The organism is Pseudomonas sp. Fl5BN2 (assembly GCF_009908205.1).
In the GTDB taxonomy this organism is placed as follows: domain Bacteria; phylum Pseudomonadota; class Gammaproteobacteria; order Pseudomonadales; family Pseudomonadaceae; genus Aquipseudomonas.
The window spans coordinates 338,943-356,302 of the sequence record NZ_JAAARL010000003.1; the positions used below are offsets into that span (position 1 = coordinate 338,943).

Annotated in this window: 17 protein-coding genes and 1 pseudogene; 7 read left to right on the plus strand and 11 right to left on the minus strand. The window is 61.9% G+C overall.

What is annotated here, in order from left to right:
* The first annotated feature begins 21 nt into the window (after window positions 1-21).
* The 7 genes from pip (at window position 22) to GV819_RS06040 (ending at window position 9,034) form a co-directional block, all read left to right on the plus strand.
* The gene (gene pip / locus GV819_RS06010) at window positions 22-993 is read left to right on the plus strand and encodes a prolyl aminopeptidase (protein ID WP_161754448.1); all 972 of its coding nucleotides are present in this window, start codon (window positions 22-24) and stop codon (window positions 991-993) included.
* Window positions 990-1,427 carry a D-aminoacyl-tRNA deacylase gene (dtd, locus tag GV819_RS06015; RefSeq protein ID WP_161754450.1) on the plus strand — a complete coding sequence of 146 codons (438 nt, stop codon included), beginning with the start codon at window positions 990-992 and terminating at the stop codon, window positions 1,425-1,427. The genes pip and dtd overlap by 4 nt, the downstream gene beginning before the upstream one ends.
* A gap of 276 nt (window positions 1,428-1,703) precedes the next feature.
* Window positions 1,704-3,515, plus strand: a complete 1,812-nt coding sequence (locus tag GV819_RS06020) for a glucan biosynthesis protein G (RefSeq protein ID WP_161754452.1) — start codon at window positions 1,704-1,706, stop codon at window positions 3,513-3,515.
* A complete protein-coding gene (gene mdoH / locus GV819_RS06025) occupies window positions 3,508-6,078 on the plus strand; it encodes a glucans biosynthesis glucosyltransferase MdoH (protein ID WP_161754454.1) in 2,571 nt (856 codons plus the stop codon). Before GV819_RS06020 ends, mdoH begins: the two co-directional genes overlap by 8 nt.
* Window positions 6,079-6,428: 350 nt before the next feature.
* On the plus strand, window positions 6,429-7,226 hold the full coding sequence (locus GV819_RS06030) for a transporter substrate-binding domain-containing protein (RefSeq protein ID WP_161754456.1): 798 nt from the start codon (window positions 6,429-6,431) through the stop codon (window positions 7,224-7,226).
* 121 nt (window positions 7,227-7,347) lie between these two features.
* On the plus strand, window positions 7,348-8,307 hold the full coding sequence (locus tag GV819_RS06035) for an amino acid ABC transporter permease (protein WP_161754458.1): 960 nt from the start codon (window positions 7,348-7,350) through the stop codon (window positions 8,305-8,307).
* A complete protein-coding gene (locus tag GV819_RS06040; RefSeq protein ID WP_161754460.1) occupies window positions 8,300-9,034 on the plus strand; it encodes an amino acid ABC transporter ATP-binding protein in 735 nt (244 codons plus the stop codon). The genes GV819_RS06035 and GV819_RS06040 overlap by 8 nt, the downstream gene beginning before the upstream one ends.
* 81 nt (window positions 9,035-9,115) lie before the next feature.
* Here the strand turns inward: GV819_RS06040 and GV819_RS33650 are convergent, their stop codons facing one another.
* The 11 genes and pseudogenes from GV819_RS33650 to ubiE all read right to left on the minus strand — a co-directional run bounded on the left by GV819_RS33650 (window position 9,116) and on the right by ubiE (window position 17,251).
* Window positions 9,116-9,988: a methyl-accepting chemotaxis protein gene (locus tag GV819_RS33650; protein ID WP_372242029.1), complete on the minus strand. Its 873-nt coding sequence runs from the start codon at window positions 9,986-9,988 to the stop codon at window positions 9,116-9,118.
* Window positions 9,974-11,068: pseudogene (locus GV819_RS33655) on the minus strand (methyl-accepting chemotaxis protein); the annotation flags it as partial. The gene GV819_RS33650 and the pseudogene GV819_RS33655, both read right to left, overlap by 15 nt.
* Before the next feature lie 101 nt (window positions 11,069-11,169).
* The gene (locus GV819_RS06050; RefSeq protein ID WP_161754464.1) at window positions 11,170-11,877 is read right to left on the minus strand and encodes a 16S rRNA (uracil(1498)-N(3))-methyltransferase; all 708 of its coding nucleotides are present in this window, start codon (window positions 11,875-11,877) and stop codon (window positions 11,170-11,172) included.
* Window positions 11,874-12,668, minus strand: coding sequence for a twin-arginine translocase subunit TatC (gene tatC, locus GV819_RS06055; protein WP_161754466.1), 795 nt, complete (start codon window positions 12,666-12,668; stop codon window positions 11,874-11,876). The genes GV819_RS06050 and tatC overlap by 4 nt, the downstream gene beginning before the upstream one ends.
* A complete protein-coding gene (tatB, locus tag GV819_RS06060; protein WP_161754468.1) occupies window positions 12,665-13,132 on the minus strand; it encodes a Sec-independent protein translocase protein TatB in 468 nt (155 codons plus the stop codon). The genes tatC and tatB overlap by 4 nt, the downstream gene beginning before the upstream one ends.
* A 10-nt stretch (window positions 13,133-13,142) precedes the next feature.
* Window positions 13,143-13,424 carry a twin-arginine translocase TatA/TatE family subunit gene (locus GV819_RS06065; RefSeq protein WP_161754470.1) on the minus strand — a complete coding sequence of 94 codons (282 nt, stop codon included), beginning with the start codon at window positions 13,422-13,424 and terminating at the stop codon, window positions 13,143-13,145.
* Between the two features lie 25 nt (window positions 13,425-13,449).
* Window positions 13,450-13,782: a phosphoribosyl-ATP diphosphatase gene (locus GV819_RS06070; RefSeq protein WP_161754472.1), complete on the minus strand. Its 333-nt coding sequence runs from the start codon at window positions 13,780-13,782 to the stop codon at window positions 13,450-13,452.
* Between the two features lies 1 nt (window position 13,783).
* Window positions 13,784-14,176, minus strand: coding sequence for a phosphoribosyl-AMP cyclohydrolase (hisI, locus tag GV819_RS06075; protein ID WP_161754474.1), 393 nt, complete (start codon window positions 14,174-14,176; stop codon window positions 13,784-13,786).
* Window positions 14,177-14,256: 80 nt separating this feature from the next.
* Window positions 14,257-15,861 (minus strand): ubiquinone biosynthesis regulatory protein kinase UbiB, encoded by a 1,605-nt coding sequence (gene ubiB / locus GV819_RS06080; protein WP_161754476.1) that lies wholly within the window; start codon window positions 15,859-15,861, stop codon window positions 14,257-14,259.
* Complete coding sequence (locus tag GV819_RS06085) at window positions 15,858-16,481, minus strand: ubiquinone biosynthesis accessory factor UbiJ (RefSeq protein WP_161754478.1); 624 nt, start codon at window positions 16,479-16,481, stop codon at window positions 15,858-15,860. Before GV819_RS06085 ends, ubiB begins: the two co-directional genes overlap by 4 nt.
* Entirely contained in the window at window positions 16,481-17,251 is a 771-nt protein-coding gene (ubiE, locus tag GV819_RS06090; protein WP_161754480.1) for a bifunctional demethylmenaquinone methyltransferase/2-methoxy-6-polyprenyl-1,4-benzoquinol methylase UbiE, read from the minus strand. The genes GV819_RS06085 and ubiE overlap by 1 nt, the downstream gene beginning before the upstream one ends.
* Window positions 17,252-17,360: the final 109 nt, after the last annotated feature.

The window sequence follows — 17,360 nt, forward strand, 5'->3', positions numbered from 1 at the left end:
CCGACCTCCACGGAGCGCGTAATGCAGACTTTGTACCCGCAGATCAAACCCTATGCCCGGCACGATCTGGCCGTCGACAGCCCCCACGTGCTGTATGTCGACGAAAGTGGTTCACCGGAAGGTTTGCCGGTGGTGTTCATTCATGGTGGGCCAGGTGCTGGCTGTGATGCTTCCAGCCGCTGCTATTTTGATCCGAACCTGTACCGCATTGTCACCTTCGACCAGCGCGGTTGCGGGCGCTCCACTCCCCACGCCAGCCTGGAAAACAACACCACCTGGGATCTGGTGGCCGACCTGGAACGGATCCGCCAGCACCTTGGCATCGACAAATGGGTGCTGTTCGGCGGTTCCTGGGGGTCGACCCTGGCCCTGGCCTACGCGCAAACCCACCCGGAGCGGGTGCACGGGCTGATCGTGCGGGGCATCTTTCTTGCCCGGCCCCAGGAAGTCCAGTGGTATTACCAGTGTGGTGCCAGCCGTCTGTTCCCGGACTACTGGCAGGACTACGTCGCGCCGATTCCTCTGGAGGAGCGTCATGACCTGGTCAGTGCCTTCCACAAGCGCCTGACCGGCAGTGACCAGATCGCCCAGATGCATGCAGCCAAAGCCTGGTCCGGCTGGGAAGGGCGCACCGCGACCCTGCGTCCCAATCCGCTGGTGGTGGACCGGTTCTCCGAGCCACAGCGAGCACTGTCGATTGCCCGGATCGAGTGCCACTACTTCACCAATAACGCCTTCCTCGAACCCGATCAGCTGATTCGCGACATGGGCAAGATCGCCCATTTGCCTGGGGTCATCGTCCACGGCCGCTACGATGTGATCTGTCCTCTGGACAACGCCTGGGAGTTGCATCAGGCGTGGCCCAACAGTGAGTTGCAGGTGATTCGCGATGCCGGCCACGCCGCTTCCGAGCCGGGCATCACCGATGCCCTGGTGCGTGCCACCGATCAGTTGGCCCGACGCCTGCTCGACTTGCCGCCTGAAGAAGCATGAAGGGCCTGTTGCAGCGCGTGGCCGGCGCGCGAGTGGAGGTCGCCGGGGAAAGAGTCGGCGCCGTGGACCAGGGTTTACTGGTGCTGGTGGCGGTGGAGCCCGAGGACACCCGGGCCAGCGCCGACAAACTTCTGCATAAGCTGCTTAACTATCGGGTGTTCAGTGACGCCGAGGGCAAGATGAACCTGTCCTTGATGGATGTGCAGGGAGGGTTGTTGCTGGTGTCGCAGTTCACCCTGGCGGCGGACACCAAAAGCGGGTTGCGTCCGAGTTTTTCCAGCGCCGCGCCGCCCGCTCTCGGTGAGGAACTTTTCGACTACCTGGTAGTGAAGGCGCAACAGTTGCATGGCAAAGTGGCATCAGGGCGTTTTGGTGCGGACATGCAGGTGCATCTGGTCAACGATGGCCCGGTAACCTTCCTGTTACAGACCTAAAAGCGCCTGAAACATCTTTTTCCATCGATTTAGGCCGGAAACTGCTGTTTTTCGCGATAAATACTTTGTTGCCCCTGATGCGTTGTAACGCGGGCTACTAGATAATCGCGCGCTACGGGGATCAGCGTTCGTTGGTCCATTTTGACTTAAGTAGAGACTTGTCCACGGCCGTTTGGGGAATCATTTAGCCCCATCGGAGTCGGAACAATGCTCGCCAACCTGGCATATAGATAGCTGGCCGTTGGTTTTTTGATCTGTTTTCGGCGAGGGTTGCTCGTGATTGTTAGTCCCTGTAATGCACCAAATTTGTTTGCCAAACGGTTACGAAACGTACTGGTGACGGGCTCTGCGCTGTTCTGCCTGCTCGGTGCCGGTCAACTCATGGCATTCAATCTTGATGATGTGTCGGCCAAAGCCAAGGATCTTGCCGGGCAGAAGTACGAGGCCCCGCGCAGTAACCTGCCGAACGAGTTCCGTGACATGAAGTTCGCGGACTACCAGAAAATTCGCTTTCTCACCGAAAAAGCCGAATGGGCCGATCAGAAGACCCCGTTCAAGCTGTCGTTCTATCACCAGGGCATGCACTTCGACACGCCGGTGAAGATCAACCAGATCAGCGCCAACGCCGTTTCCGAGATCAAGTACGATCCGAGCCGTTTCGACTTCGGCGACGCCAAGTTCGATCCCAAGGCCACCGAAAAGCTCGGCTATGCCGGTTTCCGTGTGCTGTACCCGATCAACAAGGCTGACAAGCAAGACGAGATCATGACCATGCTCGGCGCGAGCTATTTCCGCGTCGTCGGCAAAGGCCACACGTATGGCCTGTCCGCCCGTGGCCTGGCGATCGATACCGCCTTGCCGTCCGGTGAAGAGTTCCCGCGTTTCAGCGAGTTCTGGATTCAACAGCCCAAGCCTACCGACAAGCACCTGGTGATCTACGCCCTGCTGGATTCGCCACGGGCCACCGGCGCCTATCGCCTGACCCTGCGGCCGGGCGCTGACACCATTGTCGACGTCAAGGCCCGGGTATTCCTGCGGGACAAAGTTGGCAAGCTGGGCCTGGCCCCGCTGACCAGCATGTACCTGTTCGGCGCCAACCAGCCGTCGAAAGTCCTCAACTACCGTCGCGAGCTGCACGACTCCAGTGGCCTGTCGATCCATGCCGGCAATGGCGAGTGGATCTGGCGTCCGCTGAACAATCCGAAGCACTTGGCCGTGAGCAACTTCTCGGTGGAGAACCCGCGTGGTTTCGGCCTGCTGCAACGTGGCCGCGACTTCAGCCACTATGAAGACCTCGACGACCGCTACGACAAGCGCCCAAGCGCCTGGATCGAGCCTAAGGGCGACTGGGGCAAAGGCACTGTCGACCTGGTGGAAATCCCTACCGCCGACGAAACCAACGACAACATCGTGGCGTTCTGGAACCCGGAAAAACAACCTGAGCCAGGCCAGCCGCTGGACTTCGCCTACCGTCTGCACTGGACCATGGATGAAGCCGCCCTGCATTCCCCGGACAGCGCCTGGGTGCAACAGACCCTGCGTTCCACCGGTGACGTCAAGCAGTCCAACCTGATCCGTCAGCCTGACGGCAGCGTTGCCTACCTGGTGGACTTCGAAGGCCCGTCGCTCAAGGCACTGCCGGCCGATGCACAGGTACGCAGCCAGGTCAGCGTCGGCGACAACGCCGAAGTGGTCGAGAACAGCGTGCGCTACAACGACGAAACCAAGGGCTGGCGCCTGACCCTGCGCTTGAAGATCAAGGACGCCAGCAAAGCCACCGAGATGCGTGCCGCGCTGGTTCGCGATATCCCGGTTGCCGAACCGGCCAAGGCCTCGACGCCGAACTCCAATTCCTCCGTGGCCAAGGCCGACAAGGTTGCCGCCAAGCAGCAGGAAAAAGAGAAGAAGGAAGCGGCCAAGCAGGCGGCTGCCCAGTCGGCCAAAGACGTCAAGGATACCAAGGACAAGGACCACAAAGACGCCAAGCAGCCAGTGGCTGCCGAAGCGGCCCCAGCCACACCGGAACCGGTTAAAACTGAACAAGTCCTGACCGAGACCTGGAGCTATCAGTTGCCTGCCGATGAGTAACTCTCAACTCCAGCCAGAGTCTCTTGCCGAGTACCTGGCTCACTTGCCGATGTCGGATGAGCAGCGCGCGGAACTCGCGGGCTGCCAGTCCTTCAGTGAACTGCACCAGCGTCTGTCGTCTGCCACCTTCGATGGTCCTGACGATGCCGCCCAGGCTTCGATCGGGCCGCGCTTGAGCCTGAGCACCGCGGCTGAACTGGAAGATGCCGAAATGCTTGGCGTCGACGCCGTGGGGCGAGTCTGTCTCAAGGCTACGCCACCGATCCGTCGGACCAAGGTGGTGCCCGAGCCGTGGCGTACCAATATCCTGGTGCGTGGCTGGCGTCGCCTGACCGGGCGCACCAACCCACCCGCGCCGCCCAAGGACGAGCGGGTGCTGCCGGCTGCCCGCTGGCGCACCGTGGGTTCGATCCGTCGCTATATCCTGTTGGTGCTGATGCTCGGCCAGACCATCGTTGCCGGCTGGTACATGAAAGGCATCATGCCGTATCAGGGCTGGTCCTTCGTCGACCTGGATGAAGTGATGCATCAGCCACTGATGCAGACCGCACAGCAGGTACTGCCTTATGCATTGCAGACCAGCATCCTGATCCTGTTCGGGATCCTCTTCTGCTGGGTTTCGGCGGGTTTCTGGACAGCGCTGATGGGCTTCCTGGAACTGTTGACCGGTCGCGATAAATATCGCATCTCCGGAGCCAGCGCCGGCAACGAACCGATTGCGAAAGATGCGCGCACCGCACTGGTGATGCCGATCTGCAACGAAGACGTGCCCCGGGTATTTGCTGGTCTGCGGGCGACCTTCGAGTCGGTGGCGGCCACTGGTGACCTGGACCGCTTCGACTTCTTTGTGCTCAGTGACAGTAACGACGCCGATATCTGCATCGCCGAGCAGCAGGCCTGGCTGGATGTTTGCCGTGAAGCCAAGGGCTTCGGCAAGATCTTCTATCGCCGTCGCCGCCGTCGGGTGAAGCGCAAGAGCGGCAACCTCGACGACTTCTGCCGTCGTTGGGGCGGCGACTACAAGTACATGGTGGTGCTCGACGCCGACAGCGTGATGAGCGGCGAATGCCTGACCAGCCTGGTGCGCCTGATGGAGGCCACGCCGGATGCAGGGATCATCCAGACCGCGCCACGGGCGTCGGGCATGGACACCCTCTATGCACGCATGCAGCAGTTCGCCACTCGGGTCTACGGCCCGCTGTTCACTGCTGGCCTGCACTTCTGGCAGTTGGGCGAGTCCCACTACTGGGGGCACAACGCAATCATCCGCATGAAGCCCTTCATCGAGCACTGCGCCCTGGCGCCACTGCCCGGTAAAGGCGCCTTTGCCGGTGCGATCCTGTCCCACGACTTCGTCGAAGCCGCGCTGATGCGCCGTGCCGGCTGGGGCGTGTGGATTGCCTACGATCTGCCCGGCAGCTATGAAGAGTTGCCGCCGAACCTGCTGGATGAACTCAAGCGTGACCGTCGCTGGTGCCACGGCAACCTGATGAACTTCCGCCTGTTCCTGGTCAAGGGCATGCACCCGGTGCACCGCGCGGTATTCCTCACCGGGGTGATGTCCTACCTGTCGGCGCCGTTGTGGTTCTTCTTCCTGGTGCTGTCCACGGCCCTGCTGGCGGTCAATACCCTGATGGAGCCGCAGTACTTCCTTGAGCCACGGCAGCTGTATCCGCTGTGGCCGCAGTGGCACCCGGACAAGGCCATCGCGCTGTTCTCCACCACCATCGTGCTGCTGTTCCTGCCCAAGCTCTTGAGCATCATCCTGATCTGGGCCAAGGGTGCGAAGGAGTTCGGTGGCAAGTTCAAGGTGACCCTGTCGATGCTCCTGGAGATGCTGTTCTCCATGTTGCTGGCACCGGTGCGAATGATTTTCCACACCCGTTTCGTACTGGCCGCGTTCCTCGGCTGGGCCGCGACCTGGAACTCGCCACAACGTGACGATGACTCCACGCCATGGAGCGAGGCGGTACGCCGCCATGGTCCGCAGACCCTGCTGGGCTTCTGCTGGGCATTGCTGGTGATCTGGCTGAACCCGAGCTTCCTCTGGTGGCTGGTGCCGATCGTCGGTTCGCTGATGCTGTCGATCCCGGTGTCGGTGATCTCCAGCCGTGTTGGTCTGGGCCTGAAGTCCCGTGACGAAAGCCTGTTCCTGATTCCTGAGGAATACGCTCCGCCGCAGGCGCTGCTGGCAACCGACCAGTACACCCATGAGAACCGCTGGCATGCGCTTAACGACGGTTTTGTCCGGGCCGTGGTCGATCCGCAGCAGAATGCCCTGGCCTGTGCCTTGGCGACGTCCCGACACACTGAGGCCGAGCCGATTGAATGGCTGCGTCAGGAACGGGTACGGCATGCACTGAAAGTTGGTCCGGCGGCCCTGAACAACAGCGAGCGTCTGGCGCTGTTGAGTGATCCGGTAGCCCTGGGGCGCCTGCACGAGCAGGTCTGGAGCGAGGGGCACAGCGAATGGCTGGGCGCCTGGCGCCAGTCGGTGGAGGCTGATCCCCATGCTCCGCAGTTGCCGTTGCAGCCGTTGAACGCGGCGCCGCAACCGGCCTGAAGCCAACGCCCTTGTAGTTCTTGCTCAAGGGCGTTTTACTTTCTGCCGTCGACCTATCGCGAATCCTCGTAGCCGTTGCCGCGGGCCTGGACTGCGTGCACACCGCCAGCGTTGCAGGGCTTTCCGGCGGTCTCCAGAATGCACGGCCTTCAGAGCCGATCGCAGGCCTTTGACAGCGGCTACAGGTCGCCCCTCGGTAACAACAAAAATCCTTGTGCAAATGGCCGAGTGCGTTAGCATCGCACCCGCAAATTTCTGTGCGTAATCGACAGCGGCTTGATCTCCGAAAGTTTCCGTTCCAGGCCCGCTGCGCACAGACACCACAATAAAATGGTTTCAGGGGACTCGAGATGAAGAAGTATCTTTCGCTGCTGCTGGCAGGCGCCGCAGCTCTGCTGGCGGTCAACACGGCCCAGGCCGGCGCCATCGACGACGCGGTCAAGCGTGGCACGCTGAAGGTTGGCATGGACCCGACCTACATGCCGTTCCAGATGACCAACAAGCGCGGCGAGATCATCGGTTTCGAAGTCGACCTGCTCAAGGCCATGGCCAAGTCCATGGGGGTCAAGCTGGAGACAGTGTCCACCGGCTATGACGGCATCATCCCGGCCTTGCTGACTGATAAATTCGACATGATCGGCAGCGGCATGACCCTGACCCAGGAGCGCAACCTGCGCTTGAACTTCAGCGAGCCCTTCATCGTGGTCGGCCAGACCCTGCTGATCCGCAAGGACCTGGAAGGCACCATCAAGTCCTACAAGGACCTGAACAGCGCGGACTACCGCATCACTTCCAAGCTGGGCACCACCGGGGAAATGGTTGCCAAGAAGCTGATCGCCAAAGCCAAGTACCACGGCTACGACAACGAGCAGGAAGCCGTGCTCGACGTGGTCAACGGCAAGGCCGACGCCTTCATCTACGACGCCCCGTACAACGTGGTGGCGCTGAGCAAGGTCGGCAACGGCAAGCTCACGTTCCTCGACAAGCCGTTCACCTACGAGCCTCTGGCCTTCGGCCTGAAGAAGGGTGACTACGACAGCATCAACTTCATCAATAACTTCCTGCACCAGATCCACGAAGACGGTACTTACGATCGCATCCATGACAAGTGGTTCAAGAGCACCGAGTGGCTCAAGGACATGGAGTAACGCCGGTTGAGCGGCGCGGCGTCCTTGCAGTGACTCCGTGCCGCGGACCTTCGCCGGCAAGCCGGCTCCTACAGGCGCAAGCGCCTGGATTCGCGACACCCACTCCGGAATTTGTACAGCAATGAAACAGAAGAAAGCCCAATGGCCCTGGCACGTGCTCACCGCGCTGGTGCTGATCGGCCTGGCCGGCGCCCTGTACTACGCCACCTCGCTGATGTCCTACGAATGGCGCTGGAACCGCGTACCGCAGTATTTCGCCTATCAGGCCGAAGAACCCCTGCGTGCAGCGCAGATTTCCACGGTCGCCGAGGTGGTGCGCCAGGGCGGCAAGGCTGAGGTCACGCTGCGTGGCGACTCTGGTGACGAACAGCGCCTGAGTGTTGATGAAAGCAGCCTGCAGGTGGCTCGTGGCGATGATGTGGCCGAAGGCGACGTGGTCGGTGTGACCCGGCACTGGGCGGCGGGGCCGCTGTTGTGGGGTTTGTGGACGACGTTGTGGTTGTCGGTAGTGTCCGGCGTGTTGGGTTTGCTCATCGGTCTGGGCACCGGGCTGTGCCGCCTGTCGAGCAATCCGACCCTGCGTGACCTGTCGACCCTTTATGTCGAACTGGTGCGAGGCACGCCGCTGCTGGTGCAGATCTTCATTTTCTACTTTTTTATCGGCACGGTGCTCAACCTGTCCCGGGAGTTTGCGGGGATTGCCGCGTTGTCGCTGTTCACCGGGGCCTATGTGGCGGAAATCGTCCGCGCCGGGGTGCAGTCCATTACCCGTGGACAGAACGAAGCAGCTCGCTCCCTGGGCCTGAGTGCTGGCCAGTCGATGCGCCACGTGGTGCTGCCACAGGCCTTCAAGCGGGTGCTGCCACCCCTGGCCGGGCAGTTCATCAGCCTGGTCAAGGACACTTCGCTGGTGTCGGTAATCGCTATCACCGAGTTGCTCAAGAGCGGTCGGGAAGTCATTACCACCTCGTTCTCGCCGTTTGAAATCCTGTTCTGTGTGGCGGGCCTGTATTTGTTGATCAACCTGCCGCTGTCGAAGATGGCCAGCCGGCTTGAGCGGAGGCTCGCGCAAAGTGATTGAAGTCCGCGATCTGGTAAAAGTCTTCGACACCCGTGGCCAGGTGGTGCGCGCGGTGGATAACGTCAGCACCCAGGTGGCCAAGGGCGAAGTGCTGGTGGTGATCGGTCCGTCGGGTTCCGGCAAGTCGACCTTCCTGCGCTGCCTCAATGGCCTGGAGGAATTCGATTCCGGCTCGGTAAGTATCGACGGCCTGCAACTGGCCGATCCCAAGACCGATGTGAACGCCTATCGTCGCGAGGTCGGCATGGTGTTCCAGCACTTCAACCTGTTCCCCCACATGACCGTGCTGGAGAACCTTTGCCTGGCGCAAAAGGTGGTGCGCAAGCGTGGCAAGCAGGAGCGTGAGGCCAAGGCCCTGGCGCTGCTGGAGAAGGTTGGAATCGCGCAGAAGGCCCATGAGTTTCCGTCGCGCCTTTCTGGCGGCCAGCAGCAGCGGGTGGCGATTGCCCGGGCCTTGGCCATGGAACCCAAGGTCATGCTGTTCGATGAGCCAACCTCGGCCCTGGACCCGGAAATGGTCGGCGAGGTGCTGGACGTGATGAAGACCCTGGCCTTGGAAGGTATGACCATGGTCTGTGTGACCCACGAGATGGGTTTTGCCCGGGAAGTGGCGGATCGGGTGCTGTTCTTCGACCACGGCAAGTTGCTGGAAGATGCCGCACCGGAGTTGTTTTTCGCTGCGCCGAAAGACCCGCGGGCCCAGGCATTCTTGCGCCAGGTGCTTTGATCGCTTCGCCAGCAAGCCGGCTCCTACATCATCCTTTGTAGGCGTCGGCTTGCTGGCGAGGGATGCGAGCCGCTATCAGGCTCAGACCCGGAAACGTCCCACCAGCCCTTGCAGGTGAATCCCCAGTCGCGCCAGCTCGGCGCTGGACGCTGCGGTCTCTTCACTGGCCGATGAAGTCTGTTCGGACACATCACGCACATTCAACACACTGCGGTTGATCTCTTCCGCCACGGCGCTCTGCTGCTCGGCGGCCGCGGCAATTTGCTGGTTCATCGCCTGGATCGCCGACACGGTACGGGTGATGTTTTCCAGCGAGCCGCCGGCCCGGCGGGTCAACTCGACACTGCTGTCGGACAGGCTGCGGCTGGTGTCCAGGGTGCTGGCCACTTGCTGGGTGCCACTTTGCAGGCTGATGATCAGTTCAGCGATTTCCTCGGTGGATTGCTGTGTGCGCTGAGCCAGGCTGCGTACTTCATCCGCCACCACGGCGAAACCACGTCCGGCTTCTCCGGCCCTGGCCGCTTCGATGGCGGCGTTGAGGGCCAGCAGGTTGGTTTGCTGGGCCACGGACTTGATCACGTCCAGCACACTGCCGATCTTGTCGCTTTCTTGCTTGAGGTGGCCCATGGCTTCGGTGGAATGGCCAACCTCGCTGGCCAGGCGCTCGATCTGGGCGATTGCTTCGTTCACCACCCGATCACCCTCGCGGGCTTGCTGATCTGCGGCCGCAGCGGCCTCAGAGGCTTCCTCGGCGTTGCGTGCAACTTCCTGCACCGTGGCGGCCATTTCGTTCATTGCCGTGGCCACCTGGTCGGTTTCGACTTTCTGGCTGTTGACCCCGGCACTGGTCTGCTCGGTGACCGCGGACAGTTGCTCCGCGGCGCTGGCAATCTGAGTCACGCCGTCGCTGATACCGCCAATCAGCTCCCGCAGGCCGAGGGTCATGCGCTGCATGGCCTTCTGCAATTGACCCAGCTCGTCGCGACGATCCACCACGAGGTTCTGGCTGAGATCGCCGGCGGCCACTCGCTCGGCGGCCTTGAGGGTCTGTTGCAAGGGTTGAATGATCTGCCGGGTAATAGCCCAGGCGGCAATCAGGCCGAACACCAGGGCCAGTGCGGTGGCAATCAGCAGGGTGCTCCTGGCCTGGCTGGCCTCGCTGTCGCGCTTGACGGTCTGCGCCGTGGTCAGTTGCTTGCTCAGGTCCATCAGGTGGTCGCCCTGGGCGGCCATGCGCTTGAGCGCATTGGCACTGGCCTCCTCGGCGTCGCTAAAGGCGCTGACGGCGGCCCGGTAGGCCCGGAGCGAGTCGCTGGCCTGTTGCAGGCTGGCGATGTGCTGTTCTGGCAGCCGGGCTGGCAGGCTGGTGAGGTTGTTCAGGGCGTTGTCGATGGCATCCAGGGCCGGTTGTTTGGCTTCGGATTTGGCGCTGTAGGTGTAGCCGCGTACCTGGAAGCGTGCCTGCTGGATCAGTTTGGAGAGTTCGATGACGTTGTTGAACTGCGCCACGCTGTCGCCTTGCAGCAGCGATTTCTCGACTTCGGCCACCCGGGCCACGGCGTTGTCCGCGCTGGCGCCAAGCTGAGCCCGGGCCGTTTCGCGGCTGCTGGTGGCACGGGTCATGTCGGCAAAGGCTTTCTGGTATTCGGCTACGGCCTGCAGTTGCTGCTCGATCATGGCGAGGCTCTCGGGTTGCTGCAACTGCTCGCGGGCCGCCTGCAGGCCTTGGTCGAGCTGCTTGAGCACATCATTGACAGCGGCCGGGCCTTGCTCGCCATGGCGCATCTCAAAGTCGAGGCGGGTGATGCGCAGGTCCTTGGTCATGGCGTAGAGATTAGAAATGTTGCCCAGTTTGTCGCCGCGGTCGATCACTGCGCCCAGGCCAGTCCAGCCGGTGGCGGTGATCAGTAGGGTCAGCAGCAGTACCAGGCCGAAGCCGATGCCGAGTTTGAGGCTGACACTCACGTTTCCCAGATTTCTGGCTAGCCAACGGTACATGCTGCGAACTCCTTTTAGCAGTTTGGGCTTAACCATAGGCTATCGGCGGCCATAGGCATTCCTGTAGCAATCGGCTTGCCGGCAAAGGGCACTGCAAGAGGGTTGCCCCCGCCGGTACGGGGTTGGGGGCATGGCGCTTAGAACAGGCGTGAAAGCAGGGCAGTCACCGCAGTTTCGACCCGCAGGATGCGCTCGCCCAGCTGTACCGGTTGCAGGCCGGCCTTGCCCAGCAGATCGATTTCGTAAGGGATCCAGCCACCTTCCGGACCAATGGCCAGGGTTACCGGTTCATCCAGGCCGCGAGGGCAGGGCGGGTACTGGCCGGGGTGGCCTACCAGTCCCAGGGTGCCTGCGCTCAGGGCTGGCAGGCGGTCTTCGACGAAGGGTTTGAAGCGTTTTTCGATGACGACTTCGGGCAGCACGCTGTCGCGGGCCTGTTCCAGACCGAGGACCAGTTGTTCACGAATCGCCTCGGGTTCGAGAAAGGGCGTTTGCCAGAAGCTTTTTTCCACCCGGTAGCTGTTGACCAGCACCAGCCGTGGCACGCCCATGGCTGCAACGGTCTGCAGCACTCGGCGGAGCATTTTCGGTCGCGGCAGGGCGAGGATCATGGTCAGTGGCAGCTTGGCCGGAGGCGGCAGTTCAAGCTGCACTTGCAGTTCGGCTTCGGCAGGCTCCAGGCGCAGCACCTGGGCCGAGCCCATCAGCCCACCGATGCGCCCTACCCGCAGGCTGTCGCCGACAGCCACGCGATGCACTTCCTGCATATGGGTCAGGCGCCGGTCGCGCAGCACCACACGGTCGGCCGCAATGAAATCGGCCTCCTCAAGCAGCAGCAGGTTCACGCTTGGGTCGCTGGCGGCTGGTCGTTGTGGTCGTCAGCCGGCGTATCGTCCGGGTGCTCGCCGCGCTTGCTGATCAGCCCGCCGAACAGCACGCCGATCTCGAACAGCAGCCACATGGGCACGGCCAGCAGGGTCTGGGAGAAAATGTCCGGCGGGGTGAGGATCATGCCCACCACGAAGCAGCCGATGACCACATAAGGGCGGATCTTGCGCAGGTACGTCACATTGACCACGCCGATCCATACCAGCAGGACCACGGCCACCGGGATCTCGAACGCCACGCCGAAGGCGAAGAACAAGGTCATGACGAAATCGAGGTAGCTGGTGATGTCGGTCATCATTTCCACGCCGGCCGGGGTGGCGGCAGCGAAGAACTTGAAAATTAGCGGAAACACCAGGAAGTAGGCGAAGGCCATGCCGGTGTAGAACAGCAGGATGCTCGACACCAGCAGTGGCACGGCGATGCGCTTTTCATGCTTGTACAGACCGGGTGCGATAAACCCCCAGATCTGGTGCAGGATCACTGGAATCGCCAGGAATAGCGAGACCATCATCGTCAGCTTCAGCGGCGTGAGGAACGGCGAGGCAACGTCGGTGGCGATCATGGTCGCGCCCACCGGCAGGTACTGGCGCAGTGGTGTGGAGACGATGGTGTAGATCTGCTGGGTGAAGGCGAACAACCCGGCGAAGATGATGAAGATCGCCGCTACGCAGCGCAGCAGGCGGGTACGCAACTCGGTGAGGTGCGACACCAGCGGCATATGTTGGTCGTTCTCTGGGATATCGCTCATGGTGCTCGCGGCGGCAAAGTGGGGTCGTGGGGAGCGCTGGTGGCGGCTGGCGCTGTCGGTGCGGTCGGCTCGACCGGCAGCGCAGCGGCGCTCGGCGCTGGAGCCGCAGGGGTTTCCGGTACCTGGGCCGGCACGGCGTCGGCTGCGGCTACAGGGACGGCATCCGGTGCGTGAATGGTCTGCTCGGACACGGGCTCCACCGGAGTCGCTGGCTGCTGGGTCGGGGCGAGGATTTTCCGCGCTTCCTGCTCCAGGGACAGAATGTGTTCGTTGTGCAGTTGCCGACGGATTTCGTCGGCACCGATTTCACGTTCAACTTCCTGTTTAATCGCGTTGAAGCTGCGCTTGAGGCGCCCGACCCAGAGGCCGGCGGTGCGCGCAGCGCCGGGAAGGCGCTCGGGGCCGAGCACCAGCAGGGCAACCAGGCCCACCAGCAGCAGTTCAGAGAAGCTGATACCAAACATTATTCAGTGCTCACGAGTCTTTGCGGGTCGTCTCTTCGACTTTCTGCGCCTGCACGTCAATGGTGTGCGGCTGGTTCAACGGCGCGTTCTGCTGCGGTTGAACCGGTGGCACCGGCTGCGCTGCTGGCGGTACTACGGGGTCGGCAGGTTTTTCGTCGTCGTTCATGGCCTTGCGAAAACCCTTGATCGACTCACCGACATCGGTGCCCAGGTTCTTGAGCTTCTTGGTGCCGAATACCAGTACCACGACCACCAGGATGACGATCCAGTGTTTCCAGTCAAAAATGCCCATGCTGCGTTTCCTTTTAGAAAGTTGTTCAGGCGGACGGACGCGAGGCTTTCTCGGCGTGTCCGGACAAACCGAAGCGGCGGTCCAGCTCATCGAGCACGGCCTGGGGATGCTGCCCCAGCTGCGCCAGCATGACCATAGTGTGGAACCACAGGTCCGCGGTTTCGTAGATCACATCGCTGCAGTCACCGCTGATGGCGGCGTCCTTGGCGGCGATGATGGTTTCCACCGACTCTTCGCCGACTTTTTCCAGAATCTTGTTCAGACCCTTGTGATACAGGCTGGCGACATAAGAACTATCGGCGGCAGCATCTTTACGCTCTTCCAGCACCTGGGCCAGACGGCTGAGGGTATCGCTCATGTCAGTGTCCTGCAGAATAAATCGCGTGCGGGTCCTTGAGGACCGGTTCGACGGTTTTCCACTCGCCGTCTTCATAGACGCGGTAGAAACAGCTATGGCGGCCAGTGTGGCAGGCAATGTCGCCGATCTGCTCGACCATCAGGATGATCACATCAGCGTCACAGTCCAGGCGCATTTCGTGAAGCTGCTGTACATGCCCGGACTCTTCGCCCTTGCGCCACAGCTTGCCACGGGAACGTGACCAGTAGATTGCGCGGTGCTCGGCGGCTGTCAGGCTCAGGGCCTCGCGGTTCATCCAGGCCATCATCAGCACGCGCCCGGTCTTGTGATCCTGGGCGATGGCCGGCACCAGGCCGTCCGCATCCCATTTGATCTGGTCCAGCCAATCTTTCATTTTCGACTCCGACAACCGGGCTCAACCCGCTGGTTGCGCCTCGACGATTTCGACAGTTTGCCAGCAGGTCGCGCCACTGGCTATCGACGAACGATCAGATACAAACCCACGGCAATCATGATGCCAGCAGGCCAATGTCCCAGCTCATTCAGTGGACCACCGGCGGCCAGGATCGCACCACCGCCCAGATGGGCGGTGCCCAGCAGGCGCAGGAACCAGTCGTCCTTGCGCTTGTGCCAGGGTGCCGGAGGGTCGGCGGCATGAGGCTGCGACATGCGTTCGAGCAGGTCACGGGTCATGTTGGCCAGGTGCGGTAGCTGCTCGATCTGGCTGTGGATATTGCCGAACAAGGCCTTGGGGCTGACCCGTTCGCGCATCCAGCGTTCGAGGAAGGGTTGCGCGGTATTCCACAGGTCCAGTTCCGGGTACAGCTGGCGGCCCAGGCCTTCGATGTTGAGCAGGGTTTTCTGCAGCAATACCAACTGCGGCTGCACCTCCATGTTGAAGCGCCGAGCGGTCTGGAACAGGCGCATCAGCACCTGGCCGAAGGAAATATCCTTTAACGGTTTTTCGAAGATCGGCTCGCAGACCGTGCGGATCGCCGCTTCGAATTCGTTGAGCTTGGTCTCTGCCGGGACCCAGCCGGAGTCGATGTGCAACTGGGCCACGCGGCGATAGTCGCGCTTGAAGAAGGCGAACAGGTTGCGGGCCAGGTAGTCCTGGTCTTCCGGAGTCAGGCTGCCGACGATGCCGCAGTCGATGGCAATGTACTGCGGGCTCCAGGGTTGTACGGTGCTGACGAAGATGTTGCCGGGGTGCATGTCGGCGTGGAAGAAGCTGTCACGGAACACCTGGGTGAAGAAAATCTCCACGCCGCGTTCGGCGAGCATCTTCATGTCGGTACGCTGGTCGGCCAAGGTCGCCAGGTCGGTGACCTGGATGCCGTAGATACGCTCCATCACCAGCACTTTCGGTCGGCACCAGTCCCAGTAGACCTGAGGTACATACAGCAGCGGCGAGCCTTCGAAGTTACGCTTGAGCTGGCTGGCGTTGGCCGCCTCGCGCAGCAGGTCGAGCTCGTCGTAGATGGTTTTCTCGTAGTCGCTGACCACGTCCACCGGGTGCAGCAGACGCGCGTCGGCAGAGACCTTTTCCGCGGCCCGGGCGAGGATGAACAGCCACGCCAGGTCCTGGGCGATGATCGGCTTGAGCCCCGGGCGGATCACCTTGACCACCACTTCTTCGCCAGTCTTGAGCTTGGCGGCGTGCACCTGGGCCACCGATGCGGAGGCCAGGGGCTCGATGTCGAAGCGGCTGAACACGTCGCTGATCTTCTGGCCCAGTTGCTCTTCGATCAGCGCCATGGACTTTTGCGAATCGAATGGCGGGACCCGGTCCTGCAGCAGCATCAGCTCGTCGGCGATGTCTTCCGGCAACAGGTCGCGGCGGGTGGAGAGGATCTGCCCGAACTTGATGAAAATCGGCCCCAGGTCCTGCAACGCCAGGCGCAGCCGTGCACCGCGGCTCAGGTCCAGCGGCTTGCGCGGGAACCAGCGCCAGGGCAGGGCGAAGCGCAAGGCCAGGAGAAACCAGGGCAGGGGCAGTTCGAACAGCAGGTCATCGAGGCGGTAGCGGATCACGACGCGCTGGATGCGCAACAGACGGCGGACGGCAAGCAGCTTCATGCGTTATCGCTTGGGTCAAGGGATCGGGAAAGGCGCTCGAAGCGCGCCTCGAGACGTTCCAGGTCGAGTTTGGCCTGATCCAGTTCGCGAAAGCGCGCTTCGGCTTCACGCTGACCCACCAGGGTCCGCGATTCTTCAGCGAGGAATTCGGCGAGGTTCTGGTTCAGGCTGGCAAATCCTTGCTGATACCAGCGCGCGCGGCTGCGCACATGGCCGCTGAACAGCTGGGTGGCCACTGGGCCCAGCCAGCGGGAAAGTTCGTATTCCCAGTCCAGCTCCAGGTCCTGGAGGATCGCCGCCAGGTCCAACAGCACGCCGCTGTCGCCTTCCAACTCCACTTCCGGACCATGCAGGACTGCGGTCTTGTCCTTGCTCAGGGCCAGTCGCACCAGGCTTGAGGCCGGTGCCCGCAGGATGCAGTCAGGGTCTGCGGCCCACTGCGAGGCCAGCATCAGGCCTTCATCGCTGGGCAGGATGAACAGCTGCAGTGCCGGGCTGCGGCAGTCCACAGCGATCACCTTGCCGTTCAGGTGCTGCAGGCGCGGCAGGGCCGTGCTGTCCAGACGCAGCACCCGATTGATGCCGGTCTCGACGCTGGCGAGCAGGCCGCTGAGCAGCATCAGGGCTTGATGCCGCGGTGCAGGGCGACGATGCCTGCGGTCATGTTGTGATAGGTCACGCGGTCGAAACCGGCCTCGACCATCATTGACTTCAGGGTTTCCTGGTTCGGATGCATGCGGATCGATTCGGCCAGGTAGCGATAGCTTTCCGAGTCGTTGGTGATCAGCTTGCCGGCCAGAGGCATGAAGGCGAACGAATAGGCGTCGTAGACCTTGGACATCAAGGTGCTGGTGGGTTTGGAGAATTCCAGCACCAGCAGGCGGCCACCTGGCTTGAGCACCCGCAGCATGGAGCGCAGCGCGTCTTCTTTATGGGTGACATTGCGCAGGCCGAAGGCAATGGTCACGCAGTCAAAATGGTTGTCCGAGAAAGGCAGCTTTTCCGCGTCGGCCTGGACGAACTCGACGTTGCCGGCCACACCCAAGTCCAGCAGGCGGTCACGGCCGACCTTGAGCATCGACTCGTTGATGTCTGCCAGCACGACCTGGCCGGTCGGACCCACCAGATGGGAGAAACGCTTGGTCAGGTCACCGGTACCACCGGCGATGTCCAGTACGCGGTTGCCGGCGCGCACGCCCGACAACTCGATGGTGAAACGCTTCCACAAGCGGTGCATGCCACCGGACAGCACGTCGTTCATCAGGTCGTACTTGGCCGCTACCGAGTGAAATACCTCAGCGACTTTTTCCGCTTTCTGGCTTTCAGGAACGTTTTTGAAGCCGAAGTGAGTGGTGGGTTCGGCATCGCTGCCTTTGCGCTGATCAGTCATATCGCTGTCACCAAAAGAGAATGCGGGACATTCTAATGCCGGTGACGGTCTTTGTCTTGGCAAGGCTGAATGTAAGATAGTGATCCGCCGGGACGTTTTGACGCACACA

Coding starts and splice junctions, on each gene's coding strand:
- tatC (WP_161754466.1), bottom strand. CDS start 12,668: ATGAGCGATATCCCAGAGAACGACCAACATATGCCGCTGGTGTCGCAC.
- GV819_RS06070 (WP_161754472.1), bottom strand. CDS start 13,782: ATGAGCGATACCCTCAGCCGTCTGGCCCAGGTGCTGGAAGAGCGTAAA.
- pip (WP_161754448.1), top strand. CDS start 22: ATGCAGACTTTGTACCCGCAGATCAAACCCTATGCCCGGCACGATCTG.
- GV819_RS06065 (WP_161754470.1), bottom strand. CDS start 13,424: ATGGGCATTTTTGACTGGAAACACTGGATCGTCATCCTGGTGGTCGTG.
- ubiB (WP_161754476.1), bottom strand. CDS start 15,861: ATGAAGCTGCTTGCCGTCCGCCGTCTGTTGCGCATCCAGCGCGTCGTG.
- hisI (WP_161754474.1), bottom strand. CDS start 14,176: ATGAAAGATTGGCTGGACCAGATCAAATGGGATGCGGACGGCCTGGTG.
- tatB (WP_161754468.1), bottom strand. CDS start 13,132: ATGTTTGGTATCAGCTTCTCTGAACTGCTGCTGGTGGGCCTGGTTGCC.
- dtd (WP_161754450.1), top strand. CDS start 990: ATGAAGGGCCTGTTGCAGCGCGTGGCCGGCGCGCGAGTGGAGGTCGCC.
- ubiE (WP_161754480.1), bottom strand. CDS start 17,251: ATGACTGATCAGCGCAAAGGCAGCGATGCCGAACCCACCACTCACTTC.
- GV819_RS06030 (WP_161754456.1), top strand. CDS start 6,429: ATGAAGAAGTATCTTTCGCTGCTGCTGGCAGGCGCCGCAGCTCTGCTG.
- GV819_RS06085 (WP_161754478.1), bottom strand. CDS start 16,481: ATGCTGCTCAGCGGCCTGCTCGCCAGCGTCGAGACCGGCATCAATCGG.
- mdoH (WP_161754454.1), top strand. CDS start 3,508: ATGAGTAACTCTCAACTCCAGCCAGAGTCTCTTGCCGAGTACCTGGCT.
- GV819_RS33650 (WP_372242029.1), bottom strand. CDS start 9,988: ATGCAGCGCATGACCCTCGGCCTGCGGGAGCTGATTGGCGGTATCAGC.
- GV819_RS06035 (WP_161754458.1), top strand. CDS start 7,348: ATGAAACAGAAGAAAGCCCAATGGCCCTGGCACGTGCTCACCGCGCTG.